The following is an 18,484-nucleotide window of genomic DNA, read 5'->3' as shown; positions in this document are numbered from 1 at the left end:
GTGTTTGGGGATCAATCCCTGACGGGTGCGGCCTGCGAGATGACGCCGCAGAAATCATTGACGGTCGCCACCCAGCCGAAAAATTTCTCGACATTGTAGACCGTCGCCTGCTGGATAAAGTCAGGACCGAGATGATGTGTGGCATCCTCCAGCATCACCCCGAAATATTCGAGATGGAAGGCGTCGCGCAGCGAGCTTTCCACGCAGACATTGGTGGCGATGCCGACAAAGACCAGATTGCGGATGCCGCGGGCACGCAGGACGCTGTCCATATTGGTGTTGAAGAAACCGCTGTAACGCGTCTTCGGCACCAAGATATCGCCGGGCTGCGGTTGCAGCTCATCGACGATGGCGTAATCCCACGTCCCCTTGGCCAAGAGCTGGCCCTGCAGTTCCGGCCTTTTGCGCATCGTCTTCAGCGCATTGGATTTGTGCCAGTTGGGCGAACCCGGCCCGCCCGCCTCGACATAATCCTTGTCCCAGCCATTCTGGAAATAGATGACCTGAACACCCGCCGCCCGCGCCGCATCCAGCGTCTTCTTGATGTTGGCGATGGTGCCCTTGGCCCCGGAAATATCGAACCCGGCCAGATCGACATAACCGCCCTCGGTCGAATAGGCGTTCTGCATATCGACCACGACAACGGCGGTCTCGCTCGGCTTGAGGGTGATCGGCTCCGGCCGGGCGGGAAGCGTCACGCTTTCCGAGCGGCTTTCCGGCCCCTTGTAACCCGCCACAACGGCTTCACTCATTCCGCAGCCTCCAGTTCGGCCAGAACATGCTTGCGGCTCTTCATCAGCGGCTGCACATATTTGCCGAATTTCTCGACGCCTTCGAGGAAGTCGTCGAAGGTCAGCATCACGCCGCCCGTTCCCGGCACTTCGCTCATCTCGTCCAGCATGGCCGCCACTTCCTCATAGGAGCCGATCAGCGTTCCCATGTTGATATTGACCGCCGAGACGGGATTGGACATGTGCCGGACATTGGTATCCGAACCGGATTTGGTGTCGACAGAACTTTGCAGGCCGAGCCACTTGATCGCCTCCTCATCCGCACCGGCCTTGTAGTGCTCCCACTTCGCCCAGGCATCCTCGGATTTTTCTTCTGCGAGGATCATGGTCAGCACGACGGATTTAACGTCGCGGCCGGTCTTTTCCGTTGCCGCGAGAAGGCGCTCATTGGTGGGCGCGAAGGCCTTGGGCGTATTGACGCCGACGCCGAAGCAGAAGCTGTAATCGGCGAACTTGGCCGAAAACGCCATGCCGGAATTGGAGGAACCGGCGCAGATGAGCTTCACATCACCCTGCGGCACCGGCTTCATCCGGCAATCATCCATCTGGAAGAACTTGCCCTTGTGGTCCGATTGCCCGTCCGTCAGCAGTTCCCTTAGCACCGTGGTGTATTCGCCGAGATATTCATAACGGTCGCCGAAATAATCGTCGCCCGGCCAAAGCCCCATCTGGCTGTATTCAGGACGCTGCCAGCCGGTAATCAGGTTGATGCCGAAACGGCCGTCGGAAATGGAATCGATCGTCGTCGCCATGCGCGCGACGATGGCCGGCGGCATGACAAGCGTGGCGGCGGTGCCGAACAGCTTGATCTTGGAGGTGACGGCGGCGAGGCCCGCCATCAGCGTGAAGGATTCCAGATTATAGTCCCAGAACTCGGTCTTGCCGCCGAAGCCGCGCAGCTTGATCATCGACAGCGCAAAGTCGAAACCATATTGCTCCGCCTTCAGCGTGATCGCCTTGTTCAGGTCGAAGCTCGGTTTGTATTGCGGCGCGTTTTCGGAAAGAAGCCACCCATTGTTCCCGATCGGGATAAAAACACCAACTTCCATTTTGCTGTTCCCTTTTTAGCGTCAGGTGTCTCCTGACTTGACAAAAGAGTAGCAGGTTCTGTGCCAGACCAAATAAAATAATTTTATCAAATGGATAAAATTTCGGGGGCGCAGTGAGCCTTGACCAAAAGATAAAAAATTTATCATTTGGTCAAAATATTTGCCTGTTTATTCGGCATAAATGGAATGCGAGAGGGGTAAGAGGGGAGGCTTTCGCAATGGGCCTGAAGTGCGGCAAGGGGCGCTTCACACTCTTCGTCATCCTCGGGCTTGTCCCGAGGATCTATCCACGTTCAGTAAAATCAAACGGTTGCAGATCCTCGGGACAAGCCCGAGGATGACGGCATTGGGCTTTAGAAATTTCGATCAATCGTGGATAGCTCTTAAAAGAGCTATGTCAAAAACTCAACCCAGCCGCTGCTGCGCATAGGCATGCACGGCGCGGAAGGCAGCCTCGGCGCCTGCGACAACCCGCTCTTCCTCTTCAACCGTCAGCGAAATTTCATCGAGCGCGGCAGTGAAAGTACGCCAGTGCAGGCCGCGCCCTTCCGGAGCACCGGCCAGATGGCGCGCGCCGAATTCTTCGCCAAGACCGAGCTTCGCCGCATCTTTCAGGAGGAAAGCCGCGCCGAGATTGGATCCTTCGACCACGTAAAGCCAGCCCATGGCCTCCGGCAGATCGAATGGCGTTTCGCCGGTAAAGCGCGGTGCCGCGGTTTCGGGAATAGCGTGACCGAGATCGGCAAGGTCCTGCTCGATCATGGAGAGACGACGGCGACCCTTGAGATCGGGCAGCAGGCTATCGAGCGTTGCGTTGGAGAAGAAAGCATCGAGGTCGCGATGGAAAAGATATTGCGTTTCCACGAATTTGCCGAAGTTCTCCCGGCTCTCGAACGGCTTGGCTGCCATGATGAAGGCATCGAGTTCGCCATGCGCACCACGCGTTGCCGCTCTCAGGCGCTTTACGCGGCTCTGCTCGATCTCTTCCACAGGCGCTGACGGCTCCACAATGCTCATGATATTTCCCTTTATCCCACAATCAGATCGCCTGATAAAAATCTTTACTCAAACAGTCAAATTTATTTTTGCATTTATTCACCCACCTTGCCAAGAGGATAGGCCGAGAGCGTGGCGGAAAAGCCGCGTCGGCACGGACCAGTATAACCATCCTGTCACTTTCCCTTCGCAAAACCGCTCTCCAGCCAGAGTTCACAGCAAACTCCCTTCATTTTCACCCGGCGAATAATCGTGTTGCAATTAGCTCTTTACAACTAACATGTCAGTATGCCATCAATCTGCAGCCATCTTGGAGGAGCATCTTAATTGACCCAGAAATTCGGCCTTTCGGCAGCCCTGACGACCCCTTTCAAAACTGACGGAACCGTCGATATCCAAGCCATGATCGCGCATGCCCGCCGTTGCCTTGCAAATGGCTGCGACAGCGTCACACTCTTTGGCACCACCGGCGAGGGATGCTCCGTCGGCAGCCGCGAACGGCAGGTCATTCTATCCCGCTTCATCGAGGCAGGCATTACACCCTCCCGTCTCGTCACGGGCGTTCTCGTGGATTCCATCGAAGATGCGGCCGAACAATCCGCCGAGGCGTTGAGCGCAGGCGCCCGCAACATTCTTCTCGCCCCGCCCTCCTATTTCAAGAATGTCAGCGATGACGGCCTGTTTGCCTGGTTCTCGGCGGTTTTCGAAAAGATCGGCAAGGGCGCACGCGACATTCTCGTCTACAACATCCCTTCCGTGACCATGGTGACACTGTCGGTGGAACTGGTGGGTCGTCTCAAGAAGGCCTTCCCGGGCATCGTCACCGGTGTGAAGGATTCCTCCGGCAATTGGGCACATACCGAGCGTCTGCTGAAAGAGCACGGCGACCTCGCCATCCTGATCGGCGATGAGCGCGATCTCGCCAAGGGTGTTCGCCTCGGCGGTCAGGGAGCGATTTCAGGCGTCGCCAATTTCCTGACGCAGGAAGTGCGCGCCATGGCCGTTGACGGCAAGGACGACCCACGCATCGTCGATCTTGTTGTGGAACTTCTGAAATTCCCGGTTACACCAGCCGTCAAGGTGCTGGTATCACACACGACAGGGGAAAATATCTGGTCTGACGTGCGCGCGCCGCTCGTTGCCATTTCACCGGAGGACCGGCGGCAGATCGAAGGTGCATTTGATGCGCTGTTTCGCAAACAGGCCGCCTGAACAGACCTTGAAAGGTTGAGCATGGACGATACCGGCGAACAGACATTGCGGGAACGGGCGTATGAAAGCTTTACGCATCACCTTCTCTCGCGCGACGTTCGCCCGGGGCAATTCATCTCGCAGCGCCGCCTCGTGGAGTTGACCGGTTTGCCGCTAGGGGCGATCCGGGAAGCAATTCCACGGCTGGAGGCGGAAGGTCTGATCAAGACCGTGCCGCAGCGCGGGTTGCAGGTTGCCCATATCGACATCAACCTCATCCGCGAAGCGTTCCAGTTCCGTATCTTTCTCGAAAAGGAGGCCGTGGCGCTCTTTACCCGTTCGGCTTCGGACGAGACCATCGCGAAGCTCCTTAAACAGCATCGCGATATCGCCGAAGCGGCTGAAAAGGGCGGAGAATCGCCGGAGCTTGACCAGCACGCACAGCAGGTGGACTGGGGCATGCACGACGCCTTCATCGATAGCCTCGGCAATTCGATCATCTCGAATGCTTACCGGGTCAATTCCATCAAGATGCGCCTCATCAATCAGGAGCGCTTTCGCATCGCCGGTCACGTCAAATCGGTGATGAAGGAACATCTCGCCATTCTCGAAGCAATCGAGAAACGGTCTGTCGAAGACGCCGTGGAGCGGCTGACCGCCCATATCCGCAACGCAAGGGACAGGGCGCTGGCGGTATAGGGCAATTCCGGCAGGAACACTGAGGGTCCTGCGCCGGAATTGCATGAAAATAAGCAACAAGCCGGGGTGAGGAGAATTTCCGGCTAACTGGAGGAGAACAGACATGACGCATTCATTGCTCAACCCCACGCGCCGCGCCTTTCTGGCAGGCACGGCAGCGATCGGCGGCAGCGCGATGCTTGGCATTCGCCCGGCATCGGCGGCGGTGAACTGGAAGAAACACGCCGGCACCACCCTTGAGGTCAATCTCGTCAAAAGCCCGCGCAGCGAAACACTGATCAAATATCTCGGCGAATTCGAGGAACTGACCGGCATCAAGGTCAATGCCGAAGCAACGCCTGAGCAGCAGCAGCGCCAGAAGGTCGTGATCGAGCTTTCCTCCGGCAAGCCGAGCTTCGATGTGGTGCATCTGAGCTACCACGTTCAGAAGCGCCAGTTCGAAAAAGGCAAGTGGCTGGCCGATATCAGCGGCTTCCTGAAGGACCCGTCGCTCACCGATCCGTCGCTTGTCGAAAAGGACTTCGCCGAGGCCGGCATGCTGTTTGCCAAGGATAGTGACGGCGTGCTGCGCTCGCTGCCCTTCTCGGTGGATTACTGGATCGTCTACTGGAACAAGGAACTCTTTGAAGCCAAGGGCCTGAAATACCCTGAGACCTTCGAGGAACTGGTGACGGCAGCGGAAAAAATCACCGATCCTTCCACCAACACCTATGGTTTCGTCGCCCGCGGCCTGAAGAACGCCAATACCCCGGTCTGGACCTCACTGATGCTGGGTTACGGCGCAAAGCCGATCGGCGCGGACGGAAAGATCGATACCGAATCGAAGGAAGCGGTCGAGGCAGCAAAACTCTATCAACGCCTGATGACCAAAGCCGCCCCTCCCGGCGTCTCCGGCTTCAACTGGGCGGAAGCGCAGTCTGCCTTCCTGCAGGGCAAGATCGGCATGTGGTTCGATGGCGTCGGTTTTGCACCGCCGATCGAGAATCCGGAAAAGTCCCGCGTGGTCGGCAAGGTCGGTTACGGCGTCATGCCTAAGGGTCCGGCAGCACAGGCCGCCGGTACTTTCGGCGATGGTCTGGGTGTTGTCGAAGCCAGCAGCAAGAAGGAAGCCGCCTATCTCTTCTGCCAATGGGCGATCTCGCACGACATGGGTGCGCGTCTCTTGCAGGCGGGTGCCGGCGTTCCGTTCCGCCAGTCCATCCTTGAAGACCAGAAGGTGCGCGAAGGCGTGAAGATGCCGGCCGCCTGGCTGGATGCGGTCGTCGGTTCCGGCAAGGTCTCGCAGCTTGCCCTGCCCGTCATCATTCCGGTGACGGAATTCCGCGACATCTACGGCGTCGGCCTCACCAACATGATCGGCGGCGCAGACCCGGCAGCCGAACTCAAGAAGGCGACGGAACAGTTCGCACCCGTTCTGGCGCGTAGCGAGGGATAATGGCCTCCGTGAGCATCGAAAACACCAAAACAGGCGTCAGTCGCAAGGAAGGGAGCAGGCCGGCAAGGCTTGCCCCCAACTACTGGCCCTTCGTCATACCGGCACTTGTCGTCATTTCGGCGGTGATCGTTTTTCCATGGGTCTTTACGCTATGGATGAGCGCGCATCGCTGGACGCTCGGACAGGAGCAAAGCTTTATCGGTTTCGAGAACTACATCCGGCTCGCAAGTGACGGACGCTTCTGGGAATCGCTTTGGCACACGCTCATCTATACCGTGCTGTCGGTCGTCGCCCCGCTGTTCCTTGGAACATTGGCGGCGCTGGTTTTCGATGCGCAGTTTCCGCTGCGCGGTTTTCTGCGCGGCGTCTTTGTAATGCCGATGATGGCGACCCCGGTCGCCATCGCGCTGGTCTGGACCATGATGTTCCACCCGCAGCTCGGCGTCCTGAACTATCTGCTCTCCTTCATCGGCATCGGCCCGCTGGAATGGATTTACAACCAGTCCACCGTCATCCCCTCGCTGGTGCTGGTGGAAACCTGGCAATGGACGCCGCTCGTCATGCTGATCGTGCTCGGTGGTCTCGCTGCCGTGCCGCGCGAACCCTATGAGAGCGCCGAAATCGACGGCGCCAACGCCTGGCAGAAGTTCCGTTACCTGACCATGCCGATGATTGCGCCGTTCCTGATGATCGCCGTCATCATCCGCTCCATCGACGCCGTCAAGAGCTTCGACATCATCTATGCGATGACTCAAGGCGGGCCCGGCACGGCGTCTGAAACCATCAACATCTATCTCTACAACACGGCATTCGCCTATTACGACATCGGTTACGGCTCGGCCATGGCCGTCGTCTTCTTCATCATCATCGTGGCGCTCTCCTTCGTGCTTCTGATGGTGCGCCAGCGCTCGCAATGGAACGAGATGGAGGATCGCTGATGTCTGCAAAAATCCTGAAACGCAAGACGCTTGATCGCATCGGCCTGTTCTTCGTGGCGCTGGTGATGATCTCGCCGGTCATCCTGTTCTTCATGTGGATGATCTCGCTGTCGCTGAAATATGAAATCGACAACGGCGCTTATCCGCCGATCCTCATTCCCGAACGTTTCGCCTGGTCAAACTATGTGAAAGTGTTCGAGGAGAACAATTTCTTCCTTTATTTCTGGAACTCGGTCCTCGTCACGGGTGCCGCCACCATTCTGGCGCTGGTGATTGGCGTGCCCGCCGGTTACGGCATCGCCCGGCTGAAGGCGGAAAAATCGGCTGTTGTCATCATGATCGCCCGCATGACACCCGGCCTCTCCTTCCTTATTCCGCTGTTCCTGCTGTTCCAATGGCTGAACCTCCTGGGCACGCTCTGGCCGCAGATCATCATCCATCTGGTGGTGACGGTGCCTATCGTGGTCTGGATCATGATCGGTTATTTCGAGACCACGCCGAAGGAACTGGAAGAGGCGGCAAGCATCGATGGGGCATCGTCCTGGCAGGTGTTCCGGCTGGTGGCGCTGCCGATCGCCAAGCCCGGCATCGTCGTTTCCTTCATCCTCGCGGTCATCTTCTCATGGAACAACTTCGTCTTCGGCATTGTGCTGGCCAGCCGTGAAACGCGCACCCTGCCGGTCGCGGTCTACAACATGCTCTCCTTCGAACAGGTGAGCTGGGGACCGCTTGCCGCAGCCGCGCTCATCGTGACGCTGCCGGTACTGCTGCTGACCATGTTCGCACAGAAACAGATCGTGGCGGGCCTGACCGCCGGCGCCGTCAAGGGCGGCTGAACCAACCAGTTAAAAATACGGGAACATCCACATGGCACCGGTCAATATTCAAAACGTCCAGAAGCGCTTCGGCGCGGTCAACATCATCCACGGCATCGATATCGATATCAAGGATGGCGAATTCGTCGTGCTCGTCGGCCCTTCCGGCTGCGGCAAATCCACCCTGCTGCGCATGATTGCGGGCCTGGAAGAAGTCAGCGACGGCGAAATCCACATCGGCACACGCGAGGTCAGCAACCTGCCCGCCCGTGATCGCGATATCGCCATGGTCTTCCAGAACTACGCCCTTTATCCGCACATGACGGTGAAGGACAATATGGGCTTCGCGCTGAAGCTGAAGAAGGTAAGCGCCGACGAAACCAAGGCGAAGGTCGACAAGGCCGCCGCCATTCTGGGGTTGGACAAGTTGCTGGACCGTTATCCCCGCCAGCTTTCCGGCGGCCAGCGCCAGCGTGTCGCCATGGGCCGCGCACTGGTGCGCGATCCGCAGGTCTTCCTGTTCGATGAGCCGCTCTCCAACCTCGATGCCAAGCTGCGCGTGCAGATGCGCGGCGAGATCAAGGCCATGCACCAGCGCATCGGCACCACCACCATCTACGTCACCCACGACCAGGTGGAAGCCATGACCATGGCCGACAAGATTGTGGTCTTGCATGACGGCGTTATCGAACAGATCGGCGCGCCGCTCGAGCTTTACGACCGCCCGGCCAACCTTTTCGTCGCCGGTTTCATCGGTTCGCCCGCCATGAACTTCATTCGTGGCCGCGTTGAAGAAGGCGTGTTCCGCACGGTGAAGGGCCTCAGCCTCCCCCTGCCCGCCAACAGCGATATTGCCGCACTGGGTGGCCGCGACCTCGTCTACGGCGTGCGCCCCGAACATATTCGCGCGGCAAGCGGCGGCATCGAAGGCCGGGTTGAACTGGTCGAAGGCACCGGCTCGGAAATCTACGCCAAGCTGAACTGCAAGGGCGACGAGATCGCCTGCCTGTTCCGCGAGCGGCTGGACGTGCGGTTCGGCGATACGATCCATATCGCCATCGACCCGGAAATGGTGCATCTCTTCGATAAGGCAAACGGCAAGCGCATCTGAGAACTGAGAAGGGTGACGGGCATGGACAGCGAACACGAGAGCCGCAGGCATGTGCTGTGCGTGGGCGCCGCCGTGCTCGACACCCTTTTTCGTGTGCACGAGATGCCGAAGGGCGAAGGCAAGGTCCTGCCCTATGAGATGCTGCAGATTGCCGAAGGCATGGCGTCGAGCGCAGCCTATGCCGTGCACCGCATGGGCGGCCGCGCCAGCCTGTGGGGTGCTGTGGGTGACGACGAGACCGGCACCCGCATCCTGCGCGACCTCGCCGAAAGCGGCATCGACACATCAGGCATGACGGTGGCCGCCGGCGCACGCTCCGCACTCTCGACAATCATCATCGATGATCGTGGCGAGCGGCTGATCGTGCCTTTCTACGATCACAGTCTGCACGAAAAGAAGCGCTCCTGCACGCCGGCGGACCTCGCCGCTTTCGACGCCGTTCTGGTGGATGTGCGCTGGCCGGAACTGGCGCTCGATGTGCTGGATGTAGCGCGCGCGCTCGGCAAGCCCGCCATTCTCGATGGAGACGTTGCACCGGTCGAAACCCTTGAGAAGCTTGCACCTGCCGCAACCCATATCGTCTTTTCCGAACCAGCCGCCGCCCGATTGACGGGACTTGAGACGGTAAAGGACATGCTGCCGGTACTGCACGCCCGCTATCCGCAGACCTTTATTGCCGTCACTGCCGGACCGGCGGGCTGCTACTGGACGGAAGCAGGCGACCCGATTGTCCATTTTCAGGAAACGATGCAGATCAAAGCGGTTGATACGCTGGCGGCAGGCGATATCTTCCACGGCACCTTTGCGCTGGCGATGGCCGAAGGCATGGAAAGCCGCGCCGCCATCCGGCTCTCCTCCGTTGCCGCTGCGCTCAAATGCACGGTCTTCGGCGGCCGCATCGGCGCACCCACACGCGAAGAGACCGAAGACGCGATGCGGCAATGGCTGGAGCGTGAACGGGGACCGGCGCTACGCGCCTCCTGAGCGCATCCATTGCCCGCATAAAACTATTCCATTTTTGCGATGCCGTTTCCCGGCGAACTAGGCTAACGTCAAGTCAGAGCAAAGCTTTTCGAAAGCCGCGCTTGTTCCACCTTGAGCCTGCATTCCGCAAAAGTGATCGCCCGATGCATCAGACGACCCGCCCGAGACTGCGCGATATCGGTTTCCGGCCCGGCCATTTCGAGACCGGCCCGCTCAATGCCATCACCGATGTCAAAGGCGTGACCATCGGCCATTCGACCGTGCTTGAAGGCGAGACGATCCGCACCGGCGCAACCGCGATCCTGCCGCATGACGGCAATCTTTTTCAGGACAAGGTGCCCGCCGCCTTCGCCGTCTATAACGGCTTCGGCAAATTTGCGGGCTCGACCCAGATCGAGGAACTCGGCGAACTCGAAACGCCTGTCATCCTCACCAATACGCTTGCAACCGGCCGGGCGATCGAGGCGATCAACCTCCATACGCTTTCGCAGCCGGGTAATGAAAAAGTGGTGTCCATCAACGCGGTCGTCGGAGAGACCAACGATTCTCGCCTCAACGACATCCGCGCCGGACGTCCGACCGTCGAGGAAATTTCGGCCGCGCTGAGAAACACTGCCACGGGCCCGGTGGCCGAGGGTGGCGTTGGAGCCGGAACGGGCACGGTGGCCTTCGGCATGAAAGGCGGCATCGGAACTGCATCCCGCATCGCCAGCATCGCGGGGGAGACCTATACGCTCGGCGTTCTCGTGCAGTCCAATTACGGCGGCCATCTGCTGGTCTGTGGCAAGCCCTATGTCAGCCCTGATCACAAAGACAAGGACGGCTCCATCGTTATCGTGGTTGCAACCGATGCGCCGCTGTCGTCCCGCAATCTGAAGCGCCTGGCCGCCAGAAGCTTTGGTGGGCTGGCCCGCACGGGCGCAGCACTAAGCAATGGATCTGGCGATTACGCGCTGGCATTTTCCACCAACGAGCGCCTTCGCCGCACGCCTGCACGCCGCAAGGCTGTCACAGACTATCCTGAGCTTTCCAACGATGCGATCTCGCCGCTCTTCGAAGCAGCAATAGAGGCGACCGAGGAGGCGATCCTCAACTCACTTTGCACGGCCACGACGACATCAGGCTTCAATGCCGGCGCCGGCAAGGCCGCAACGGTTGATGCCATTTGCATCGATACCCTTAAAACCCTTCTTTCAGCCTGACTTTTCCAGACGGAGTTTTCATGACTAGCCAATCCGGTCGCATCGTTTACCTCAACGGCGAATTCCTGCCCGAGGCGGAAGCCCGCCTTTCCATCTTCGACCGCGGTTTCCTGTTCGGCGACGGCATTTATGAAGTCACCTCCGTTCTCGAAGGCAAGCTGATCGACAGCGACCTGCATATGACCAGGCTGGAGCGCAGCGCCCGCGAAATCGACGTGGCCCTGCCGGTCACGACGAAGGAAATCGTTGAGGCCGAACGCCGCCTGATCGCCGACAACAACCTCGTCGAAGGCATGATCTACCTGCAGCTGACGCGTGGTGCGGAAGACCGCAACTTCCTGTTCTCCGCTGATATCAAGCCGACGCTTGTCATGTTCACGCAGGCCAAGAAGCTCATCGGCACCCCGGTCGAAGAGGCAGGCATCGCTGTCAAATCCGTTCCCGACCAGCGCTGGGAACGCCGCGACATCAAGACCGTCTGCCTGCTGCCGCAGGTCATGGCAAAACGCATCGCCAAGGCAGAAGGCTGTGACGAGGCCTGGATGATCGAGGATGGTTTCGTGACCGAAGGCGCTTCCTCGACCGCTTACATCGTCACCGCCGATAAAAAGATCATCACCCGCGGCAACAGCAACAAGACCCTGCCCGGCTGCACCCGCCTTGCCGCCCTGCAACTGGCCAAGGAAGCCGGCTTCACGCTGGAAGAGCGGCCTTTCACGCTGGAAGAGGCGATGAACGCCGATGAAGCCTGCCTGACCAGCGCCTCCAACTTCGTGGTTTCCGTAACGAAGATCGACGGCAAGCCGGTGGGTGATGGCAAGCCCGGCCCGATGGTGAGCCGCCTGCGCGCCCTCTACCTCGAAAACGCCCGCCGCACGGCGATCTGATCGAAAGCGTTTTGTTTGTCGCATTTCCGGAAGGAAAACCGGGGTCCACTTTTCCTGGAAATGCTCTAACCCTCGAGAACCGCCCAGATGCGCTCGACCACGGGCCGGCGGTTCTCCTTCGAACGATAGAGCCTGATATCGACGGCGATATCGAAGGTGGGATCGGCGGCGCGAACCAGCGTGCCGCTATCCAGCTCGTGCCGCATCAGGCTTTCCGGCACCCAGGCGACACCCCAGCCCGCCATCGCCATGGCTTTCAGCCCCACCGACATGCTGCCCTCATGCACCCGCTCGAACTGCGGCAGGCGCGCGCTCAGGAGATCGCGCAGCAAAGGCCCGAAGAACGAGGCCTTTTCGTAATCCAGATAGGCAAAGGGTTTTCGCGCATTTTCCACCAGCGCATGCAACGGCGAACCATCTTTCGCCGGCGCGGAAACGGGAATGATGTTTTCCGCACCCAGCACGCGGAACTCAAAGGTCTGCGCATCAAGCAGCATCGGCACTTCGGGATGGGCATAGGTCAGAAGGAAATCGCTTTGCCCATCCACCAGCGAATTGAGGTTTTCCTCCATGCTGCCGGAATCGGGGCGCAATACTGAAAATAGCGGCCCGGCCGTCTCGTTCACCCGTTTCAGCCAGTCGGGAAAGAAGGTGAAGGACAGGGTATGAAGGGCCGTCAGCCGAACGGTCCTCGCATCGGCCCCTTCTTCCTGCAGCAGGGTGCGCCGCGCATGATAAAGCTGCTTCAGCGTCTCCTGCGCCACCGGCACGAACTTCACACCCGCCTCGGTCAGCCGTGAGGGATAGGACGCACGGTCAACCAGCGTCGCCCCAACCCAGGCTTCAAGCTGCTTGATACGCCGGCTGAAGGCGGATTGCGTGACATGCCGCTCTTCCGCCGCCTTCGAAAAATTGAGCGTTCCGGCCAGCGCCAGGAAATCCTCGAGCCATTTGACTTCCAAGGGCCTGTTCTCCCACAAAGATGTCGTCCCGGCCTTCAACCGGAACATGGGGTCTTTATTAGGAGCAATAAGGGCTGATTGAAACCCTTTTAGGAAGGCCGAAAATACGGATAAACTGCCACGAAACTCTCTTCCGTCATCCTTCGGCCTGACCCGAGGATGACGTCAAGTTTGCGGGACGCGATGGGGATCGGTTTCAGACCGTTAGCGGCCTCTGGAATATTCGATCATCCGCGCGCGGCTGGAAACCAGCTCGATCCGGTTATCGCCCAGACGATTGAGACAGACACGCTTCGTCCATGGCCCGTCAATCAGCGTGAAAAGGAAACGGCCATTGCCGAGCGCCTTCAGAGGCATGCTGCGACGCGTCGGGCCGATGCCCATGGTCAGCGAGGAACCGCTGATCGTGAATTCGGCTCCCTCATCCGAGCGCCACGACCCCGAGAGATCATCGGGCACGGCGTGGTTGCCCACCGGCACGAAACGGCGGACGGCGTGGCCTGCCTCACCGACGATCGCATCGCCTTCAAGCTTGAGACGCATTGGCGAAGATGCGGAGCGCGACGACACCCAGCCATCGGCATCTTCATAAAGCGTGTCGTCGCCATCGATGAAAGTCGACGTGCTGCCTTTGATCTCCAGCCACCACGGTCCGCTTTCGGTAACATAGAGGCCTTCCGGCAGGCTGGCGGCGGGCTTGGGCAGCGGCAGGCCGGTCAAAGCCGCCATACTTTCCAGCGCGATCTTGAAGCCGTTGGTATCCTCGCGATTGGACACCACAACGAAGCCTGTACCGTTTTCCGGATCGAGCAGGAAGTAAGTCTTATATCCCGGATGCGAACCGCCGTGACCGATGAAGCGCCGTTCGCCGAGGTGGGACCAGCGCAGGCCGAGGCCATATTCGCTCATCCGTCCATCGGCGAGTGGCCGCTCAGTGGAAAGTCCGTCCAGAACACCCGCAAAGCTGCCCTCGCCGCGCATCAGGCCCTGCAGCCAGCGGGTCAGTGCTTCCGCGCTACCGGCAAGGCTGCCGGAAGCGGAAATATGCAGGCCGGCCGCCGAAAGCTGCCAGTTGCTTTCCGCCTTCCAGTAGCCGGGTACCAATCCATCGACCGGATCGTTCCAGACATCCGGCGCCTTCAGGAAAACGCCGAACGGGCGGGCAATTTGCGCTTGCACGAAATCGTCGAAACGGAAACCGTGGCGCTCCAGCGCCGCTTCCACCAGACGATAGCCGGTATTCGAATAGGAAACCTCGCTGCCGGCATCGAAGTTCAGCCGGGTCAGCCGCGCCAGATAGTCGAGAAGCGGACGGGCCTTCGTTTCGGTGTAGACGGAAAGGCCAAGCAGAGAGAGGCATTCGCGCGTGTCCGGCAGGCCGCCGCTCATATCCAGCGCCTGCCCCACTGTGACGTCGCAGAGCGGCGATTGCAGCTCCGGCAGATGCTTGCCGAGCGGATCGTCAAGCCCGATCAGATCGGAATGGGCAAGCACCATGGCGCAGAAGGCGTGTTTGGTGACGGAGGCATAACGCACCACGCTTTTCGGCGTGAAGGGTGTGAAGGTCGAAAGGCTCTCAACGCCACCCGCATGGGCAAACCGGATGCCGCCGAGATCGAAACCAATCACCGCCCCGCCCGGCTCGTTGCCCGCCCATTGCGAGACAAAGCTCTCGGCAAGCGTTGAAGCGGCGTTCCAGTCGAGTTGCTGTGACATTGTTCGGTCTCGTGTCTTGTTTCGACGCCGATAACCTCGACGTCACCACTTGTTTCTTCTCCCCGCCGGGGAGAAGGTGGCCCGAAGGGTCGGATGAGGGGGCGACGTTGCCGGATTCGGAGAGCTTGCCCCTCATCCCGCTGCCGCGACCTTCTCCCCGGCGGGGAGAAGAAGAGAGCCGCGCCCGCTCAATCTGTGCGCAACGCAGGCTAGGGGCTGCCCCTCAGGCCGGCTCTTCCAGCCGGATGCTCAGGCTGCGCAGCTCTTCCGTATGCGGATGTTTGATACGGCCCTCGCGCAGATCGCCCGCGCTCAGCTGCTCGACCATTTCACCGTTCAGCATCACGCCCACCTGCGGGCAGAGATGCGCGATGACCGCCAGATTGTGGCTGACGAGGATATAGGTGAGGTTGCGCGCCGCACGCAGGTCCTGCAACAGGTTCAGGATTTCCGCCTGCACCGAAACGTCGAGCGCCGAAGTCGGCTCATCGAGCAGCAGAACCTGCGGATCGGCAATCAGGGCACGCGCAATCGCCACACGCTGGCGCTGGCCGCCGGAAAGCTGGTGCGGGTAACGGAAACGCACCGCCTGCGGCAGAGCCACATCCGTTAGCGCCTGCTGGATGCGTTTTTCGATATTGTCCATGCCGTGCACCAGCGGCAATTCGCTGAGAATGCGGTCGATGGTCTGGCGCGGATGCAACGACCCGTAAGGGTCTTGAAACACCATCTGCACCTGCCGGAAGAATTCCGGCGTGCGCTTCAGCGGCGCATCCTTGCCGGCAAAGGCGATGCGGCCTTCCCAGCTCTCATTAAGGCCGGCCATGGCGCGCAGGATAGTGGACTTGCCCGAGCCGCTTTCGCCGACGATGCCGAAGCTGCCGCCCTTTTCTACCGAAAAGGACACGCCCTTCACCACTTCACGGTCGCCGAACTTGATACGGAGATTATCGACGTCGATCATTGGCTGGACCACGCTGCATCACGGTTAAGGACGGGAAGACGCTCGCGCGGATGCGTCAGCGAGGGAATGCAGTTCAAGAGACCCTTGGTGTAAGGATGCTGGGCTTTCAGGAGTTCGGAAGCCTTCAGTTCCTCCATCACCCGGCCGGAATACATGACAGCCACGCGGTCGCAGAAATGCGAGACGAGCGGCAGATCATGGCTGATGAGGATGAGGCCCATGCCGCGTTCCGATACCAGCTCCTCGATCAGCCGCAGGATTTCCGCCTGCACCGTGGCGTCGAGAGCGCTGGTCGGTTCGTCGGCAATCAGCAGCTCGGGATCGGGCGCCAGCATCATGGCGATCATGACACGCTGGCCCATGCCGCCGGAAACCTCATGCGCGTAGGACGAGGCGACCTGGCGCGGATTGCGGATCTTCACCTGATCGAGCAGCGCGATGGCCGCTTCCATGGCCGCACGCTTGCTGCCGCCCTTGTGGGCGCGCCAGGCTTCCGCGATCTGCGCGCCCATGGTCTTGACCGGGTTCAGCGAATATTTCGGATCTTGAAGGATGAAACCCGCCCGTTTACCCCGGATCTGGCGCATCTGCTTTTCGCTGGCGGAAAGCACGTCGATACCGTCAAAGGAGAGCTTGTCGGCCCTGATATCGGCATTGGAGGGCAGGAGCTTCATCAGCGCGCGCGCCGTGAGGCTCTTGCCCGAACCGGATTCACCGACGATGCCGAGCTTTTCGGTTCCAAGCTTCATGGAAACACCGCGCACCGCCTCGAAACGGCTAGTGCGAGTCTGGAAAGCGATCTTCAGATTTTCGATTTCGACCAGCATGGCTCAATGTCCCTTCGGGTCGAGCACGTCGCGCAGGCCATCACCAAGGAAGTTGAAGGCGAGCGAAACGAGGAAGATGGCAATGCCCGGAATGGTGGCGACCCACCATTGTTCGAAGATGAAGCGCTTTGCAGTCGCAATCATCGCGCCCCACTCCGGCGAAGGCGGCTGTGCGCCCATGCCGAGGAAGCCGAGGCTGGCGGCGGTGATGATGATCGAGCTCATGTCGAGCGTGATGCGCACGATAAGGCTCGGCACGCAGAGCGGCGCGATGTGACGGGCGATGATGCGCCAGGCGGAAGCGCCTGTCAGCCGGTAGGCCGCGACGAAGTCGCTGCCGCGCACCGTCATGGTTTCGGCGCGCGCCAGACGCGCATAGGGCGGCCAGGCGGTAAGCGCGATGGCGAGAATGGCGCTTTCGACGCCGGGCTTCAGCGCCGCGACAAAGGCCAGCGCCAGAATGAGGCGCGGGAAAGCCAGGAACACGTCCGTCACCCGCATCAGCACCGTATCGACGATGCCGCCGAAATAACCGGCGATGCAGCCGATGGCGAGACCGATCGGCGCAACCAGAACAACGACGGCGATGACCATGCCGAGCGTGACGCGGCCGCCATAGAGAATGCGCGAGAGAATGTCGCGACCCAATTCATCGGTGCCGAACCAGTGTTCCGCGCTCGGAAATGCCAGACGGTTGCCGAGGTTCTGCGTTGCCGGATCATAGGGCGCGAGCCACGGCGCCAGCAGCGACAGCGCGATGAAGAGGACGATGATGGTCAGACCGACCACCGCCAGCGGGTTGGACTTGAGGTTCAGCCAGATGCGGTACCGGTTTCCCCAGGCAGCCTGGCTGCGGGAATGCGGCGTCTCATCCAGAGCCCAGTTTCTGAAATTAGCTAACATCATCGAACGCGAGGATCCATAACTCTGTAAAGCACGTCTGCGAGCAGGTTGAGGGCGACATAGATGAAGCCGATCAACAGGGTTGCTCCGACGACCGGGTTCATGTCCGCGTTCATGAGCGAGACAGTGAGATATTGGCCAAGGCCCGGCCAGCTGAACACGGTTTCCGTCACCACCGCACCTTCGAGAAGGCCGGCATAGGTGAGGGCGAGAACCGTGATGAGCTGCACGGCGACCGTGGGAAAGGCATGGCCCCAGATCACGGTCATGGCGGACAAGCCCTTGGCGCGGGCGGTGATGACATATTCACCCTTCAGCGCATCGATCATGAAGGCGCGCGTCATGCGGGTGATATAGGCCATGCTGAAATAGGCGAGAATGCAGACGGGCTGCACCATATGGGCGATGGCGTCGTAAAAGGCGTCCCAGTCACCCGCAAGCAGCGTGTCGACCGTCATCAGGCCGGTGACCGGCGAGATCATGCCGTCATAGATGATATCCTGTCGGCCCGGTCCGGGTGCAACGCCAAGCGTGGCGTAAAAGACGAGCAGCGAAATCAGCGCCAGCATGAAGACCGGCACGGAATGACCTGCAAGGCAGACGACGCGGATGACCTGGTCGGTCACCTTGCCCTGCTTCACGGCGGCCCAGACGCCGAGCGGAATGCCGATCAGCGCAGCAAGGATGAGGGCTGCGGTGGCAAGTTCGAAAGTGGCGGGGAAGACGCGCTTGATGTCGATCCAGACCGGATTGCGGGTCAGGATGGAATTGCCGAAATCGCCGTGCAGAACCTGCGAGACATAATGGAAGAACTGCACGACCAGCGGCTGGTCGAGGCCCATTTCCGCACGCACGCGCACGATGACGTCTTCAGGCGCATTGTCGCCGACCGCCGCGATGACGGGATCGACGGGCATGACGCGCCCGATCATGAAGGTGATGACCATCAAACCGAACAGCGTCAGGAAGACGCTGCTCAGTATCGACGATATGCTTTTGACGCGCTTGTTCAAT

Annotated in this window: 18 protein-coding genes; 9 read left to right on the top strand and 9 right to left on the bottom strand. The window is 60.0% G+C overall.

What is annotated here, in order from left to right:
* Positions 1-11 precede the first annotated feature (11 nt).
* From rutB to WDZ78_RS08005, 3 genes are all read right to left on the bottom strand, one after another.
* Positions 12-752 (bottom strand): pyrimidine utilization protein B, encoded by a 741-nt coding sequence (gene rutB / locus WDZ78_RS08015; protein ID WP_425672753.1) that lies wholly within the window; start codon positions 750-752, stop codon positions 12-14.
* Positions 749-1,840, bottom strand: coding sequence for a pyrimidine utilization protein A (gene rutA, locus WDZ78_RS08010; RefSeq protein WP_425672752.1), 1,092 nt, complete (start codon positions 1,838-1,840; stop codon positions 749-751). The genes rutB and rutA overlap by 4 nt, the downstream gene beginning before the upstream one ends.
* A 405-nt stretch (positions 1,841-2,245) precedes the next feature.
* Positions 2,246-2,857, bottom strand: a complete 612-nt coding sequence (locus tag WDZ78_RS08005) for a biliverdin-producing heme oxygenase (RefSeq protein ID WP_425672751.1) — start codon at positions 2,855-2,857, stop codon at positions 2,246-2,248.
* Positions 2,858-3,163: 306 nt separating this feature from the next.
* Here WDZ78_RS08005 and WDZ78_RS08000 point away from each other — a divergent pair, with 306 nt between their 5' ends.
* The 9 genes from WDZ78_RS08000 (at position 3,164) to WDZ78_RS07960 (ending at position 12,098) form a co-directional block, all read left to right on the top strand.
* A complete protein-coding gene (locus WDZ78_RS08000) occupies positions 3,164-4,048 on the top strand; it encodes a dihydrodipicolinate synthase family protein (RefSeq protein WP_425672750.1) in 885 nt (294 codons plus the stop codon).
* 21 nt (positions 4,049-4,069) lie between these two features.
* Positions 4,070-4,726, top strand: a complete 657-nt coding sequence (locus WDZ78_RS07995; RefSeq protein WP_020011694.1) for a GntR family transcriptional regulator — start codon at positions 4,070-4,072, stop codon at positions 4,724-4,726.
* A gap of 103 nt (positions 4,727-4,829) precedes the next feature.
* Complete coding sequence (locus WDZ78_RS07990; protein WP_425672749.1) at positions 4,830-6,161, top strand: ABC transporter substrate-binding protein; 1,332 nt, start codon at positions 4,830-4,832, stop codon at positions 6,159-6,161.
* Positions 6,161-7,099: a carbohydrate ABC transporter permease gene (locus WDZ78_RS07985; RefSeq protein WP_020011696.1), complete on the top strand. Its 939-nt coding sequence runs from the start codon at positions 6,161-6,163 to the stop codon at positions 7,097-7,099. The genes WDZ78_RS07990 and WDZ78_RS07985 overlap by 1 nt, the downstream gene beginning before the upstream one ends.
* Positions 7,100-7,113: 14 nt before the next feature.
* On the top strand, positions 7,114-7,935 hold the full coding sequence (locus WDZ78_RS07980) for a carbohydrate ABC transporter permease (protein ID WP_026363927.1): 822 nt from the start codon (positions 7,114-7,116) through the stop codon (positions 7,933-7,935).
* A 31-nt stretch (positions 7,936-7,966) separates the two neighbouring features.
* Positions 7,967-9,025: an ABC transporter ATP-binding protein gene (locus tag WDZ78_RS07975; RefSeq protein ID WP_425672748.1), complete on the top strand. Its 1,059-nt coding sequence runs from the start codon at positions 7,967-7,969 to the stop codon at positions 9,023-9,025.
* A 21-nt stretch (positions 9,026-9,046) separates the two neighbouring features.
* Positions 9,047-10,009 carry a sugar kinase gene (locus WDZ78_RS07970; RefSeq protein ID WP_425672747.1) on the top strand — a complete coding sequence of 321 codons (963 nt, stop codon included), beginning with the start codon at positions 9,047-9,049 and terminating at the stop codon, positions 10,007-10,009.
* Positions 10,010-10,152: 143 nt separating this feature from the next.
* Entirely contained in the window at positions 10,153-11,211 is a 1,059-nt protein-coding gene (locus WDZ78_RS07965; RefSeq protein ID WP_425672746.1) for a P1 family peptidase, read from the top strand.
* 20 nt (positions 11,212-11,231) lie between these two features.
* Positions 11,232-12,098, top strand: a complete 867-nt coding sequence (locus tag WDZ78_RS07960) for a D-amino-acid transaminase (RefSeq protein WP_425672745.1) — start codon at positions 11,232-11,234, stop codon at positions 12,096-12,098.
* Positions 12,099-12,163: 65 nt separating this feature from the next.
* Here WDZ78_RS07960 and WDZ78_RS07955 read toward each other — a convergent pair whose 3' ends face one another.
* The 6 genes from WDZ78_RS07955 to WDZ78_RS07930 all read right to left on the bottom strand — a co-directional run bounded on the left by WDZ78_RS07955 (position 12,164) and on the right by WDZ78_RS07930 (position 18,483).
* Positions 12,164-13,060 carry a LysR substrate-binding domain-containing protein gene (locus tag WDZ78_RS07955; protein ID WP_003503993.1) on the bottom strand — a complete coding sequence of 299 codons (897 nt, stop codon included), beginning with the start codon at positions 13,058-13,060 and terminating at the stop codon, positions 12,164-12,166.
* A gap of 204 nt (positions 13,061-13,264) precedes the next feature.
* Positions 13,265-14,776 (bottom strand): serine hydrolase domain-containing protein, encoded by a 1,512-nt coding sequence (locus WDZ78_RS07950; protein WP_425672744.1) that lies wholly within the window; start codon positions 14,774-14,776, stop codon positions 13,265-13,267.
* A 223-nt stretch (positions 14,777-14,999) separates the two neighbouring features.
* The gene (locus WDZ78_RS07945) at positions 15,000-15,740 is read right to left on the bottom strand and encodes an ABC transporter ATP-binding protein (protein ID WP_020011702.1); all 741 of its coding nucleotides are present in this window, start codon (positions 15,738-15,740) and stop codon (positions 15,000-15,002) included.
* Positions 15,737-16,567 carry an ABC transporter ATP-binding protein gene (locus WDZ78_RS07940; RefSeq protein WP_020011703.1) on the bottom strand — a complete coding sequence of 277 codons (831 nt, stop codon included), beginning with the start codon at positions 16,565-16,567 and terminating at the stop codon, positions 15,737-15,739. The genes WDZ78_RS07945 and WDZ78_RS07940 overlap by 4 nt, the downstream gene beginning before the upstream one ends.
* Before the next feature lie 3 nt (positions 16,568-16,570).
* Positions 16,571-17,473: a nickel transporter permease gene (nikC, locus tag WDZ78_RS07935; RefSeq protein WP_020011704.1), complete on the bottom strand. Its 903-nt coding sequence runs from the start codon at positions 17,471-17,473 to the stop codon at positions 16,571-16,573.
* Complete coding sequence (locus WDZ78_RS07930) at positions 17,470-18,483, bottom strand: ABC transporter permease (RefSeq protein ID WP_020011705.1); 1,014 nt, start codon at positions 18,481-18,483, stop codon at positions 17,470-17,472. The genes nikC and WDZ78_RS07930 overlap by 4 nt, the downstream gene beginning before the upstream one ends.
* Position 18,484 lies beyond the last annotated feature (1 nt).

Origin of the sequence: Agrobacterium sp. M50-1, from assembly GCF_049843495.1 — a bacterium.
GTDB lineage: Bacteria > Pseudomonadota > Alphaproteobacteria > Rhizobiales > Rhizobiaceae > Agrobacterium > Agrobacterium radiobacter.
The sequence above is the reverse complement of the archived record's forward strand: the minus strand, read 5'-3'. Positions and strand labels throughout refer to the sequence as shown.

Excerpts from the sequence above, each read along its gene's own strand:
- nikC (WP_020011704.1), bottom strand. The coding sequence starts at position 17,473 with ATGATGTTAGCTAATTTCAGAAACTGGGCTCTGGATGAGACGCCGCAT.
- WDZ78_RS07965 (WP_425672746.1), top strand. The coding sequence starts at position 10,153 with ATGCATCAGACGACCCGCCCGAGACTGCGCGATATCGGTTTCCGGCCC.
- WDZ78_RS07985 (WP_020011696.1), top strand. The coding sequence starts at position 6,161 with ATGGCCTCCGTGAGCATCGAAAACACCAAAACAGGCGTCAGTCGCAAG.
- WDZ78_RS07975 (WP_425672748.1), top strand. The coding sequence starts at position 7,967 with ATGGCACCGGTCAATATTCAAAACGTCCAGAAGCGCTTCGGCGCGGTC.
- WDZ78_RS08005 (WP_425672751.1), bottom strand. The coding sequence starts at position 2,857 with ATGAGCATTGTGGAGCCGTCAGCGCCTGTGGAAGAGATCGAGCAGAGC.
- WDZ78_RS07960 (WP_425672745.1), top strand. The coding sequence starts at position 11,232 with ATGACTAGCCAATCCGGTCGCATCGTTTACCTCAACGGCGAATTCCTG.
- WDZ78_RS07990 (WP_425672749.1), top strand. The coding sequence starts at position 4,830 with ATGACGCATTCATTGCTCAACCCCACGCGCCGCGCCTTTCTGGCAGGC.
- WDZ78_RS07940 (WP_020011703.1), bottom strand. The coding sequence starts at position 16,567 with ATGCTGGTCGAAATCGAAAATCTGAAGATCGCTTTCCAGACTCGCACT.
- rutB (WP_425672753.1), bottom strand. The coding sequence starts at position 752 with ATGAGTGAAGCCGTTGTGGCGGGTTACAAGGGGCCGGAAAGCCGCTCG.
- WDZ78_RS07950 (WP_425672744.1), bottom strand. The coding sequence starts at position 14,776 with ATGTCACAGCAACTCGACTGGAACGCCGCTTCAACGCTTGCCGAGAGC.
- WDZ78_RS07945 (WP_020011702.1), bottom strand. The coding sequence starts at position 15,740 with ATGATCGACGTCGATAATCTCCGTATCAAGTTCGGCGACCGTGAAGTG.
- WDZ78_RS07970 (WP_425672747.1), top strand. The coding sequence starts at position 9,047 with ATGGACAGCGAACACGAGAGCCGCAGGCATGTGCTGTGCGTGGGCGCC.
- rutA (WP_425672752.1), bottom strand. The coding sequence starts at position 1,840 with ATGGAAGTTGGTGTTTTTATCCCGATCGGGAACAATGGGTGGCTTCTT.
- WDZ78_RS07995 (WP_020011694.1), top strand. The coding sequence starts at position 4,070 with ATGGACGATACCGGCGAACAGACATTGCGGGAACGGGCGTATGAAAGC.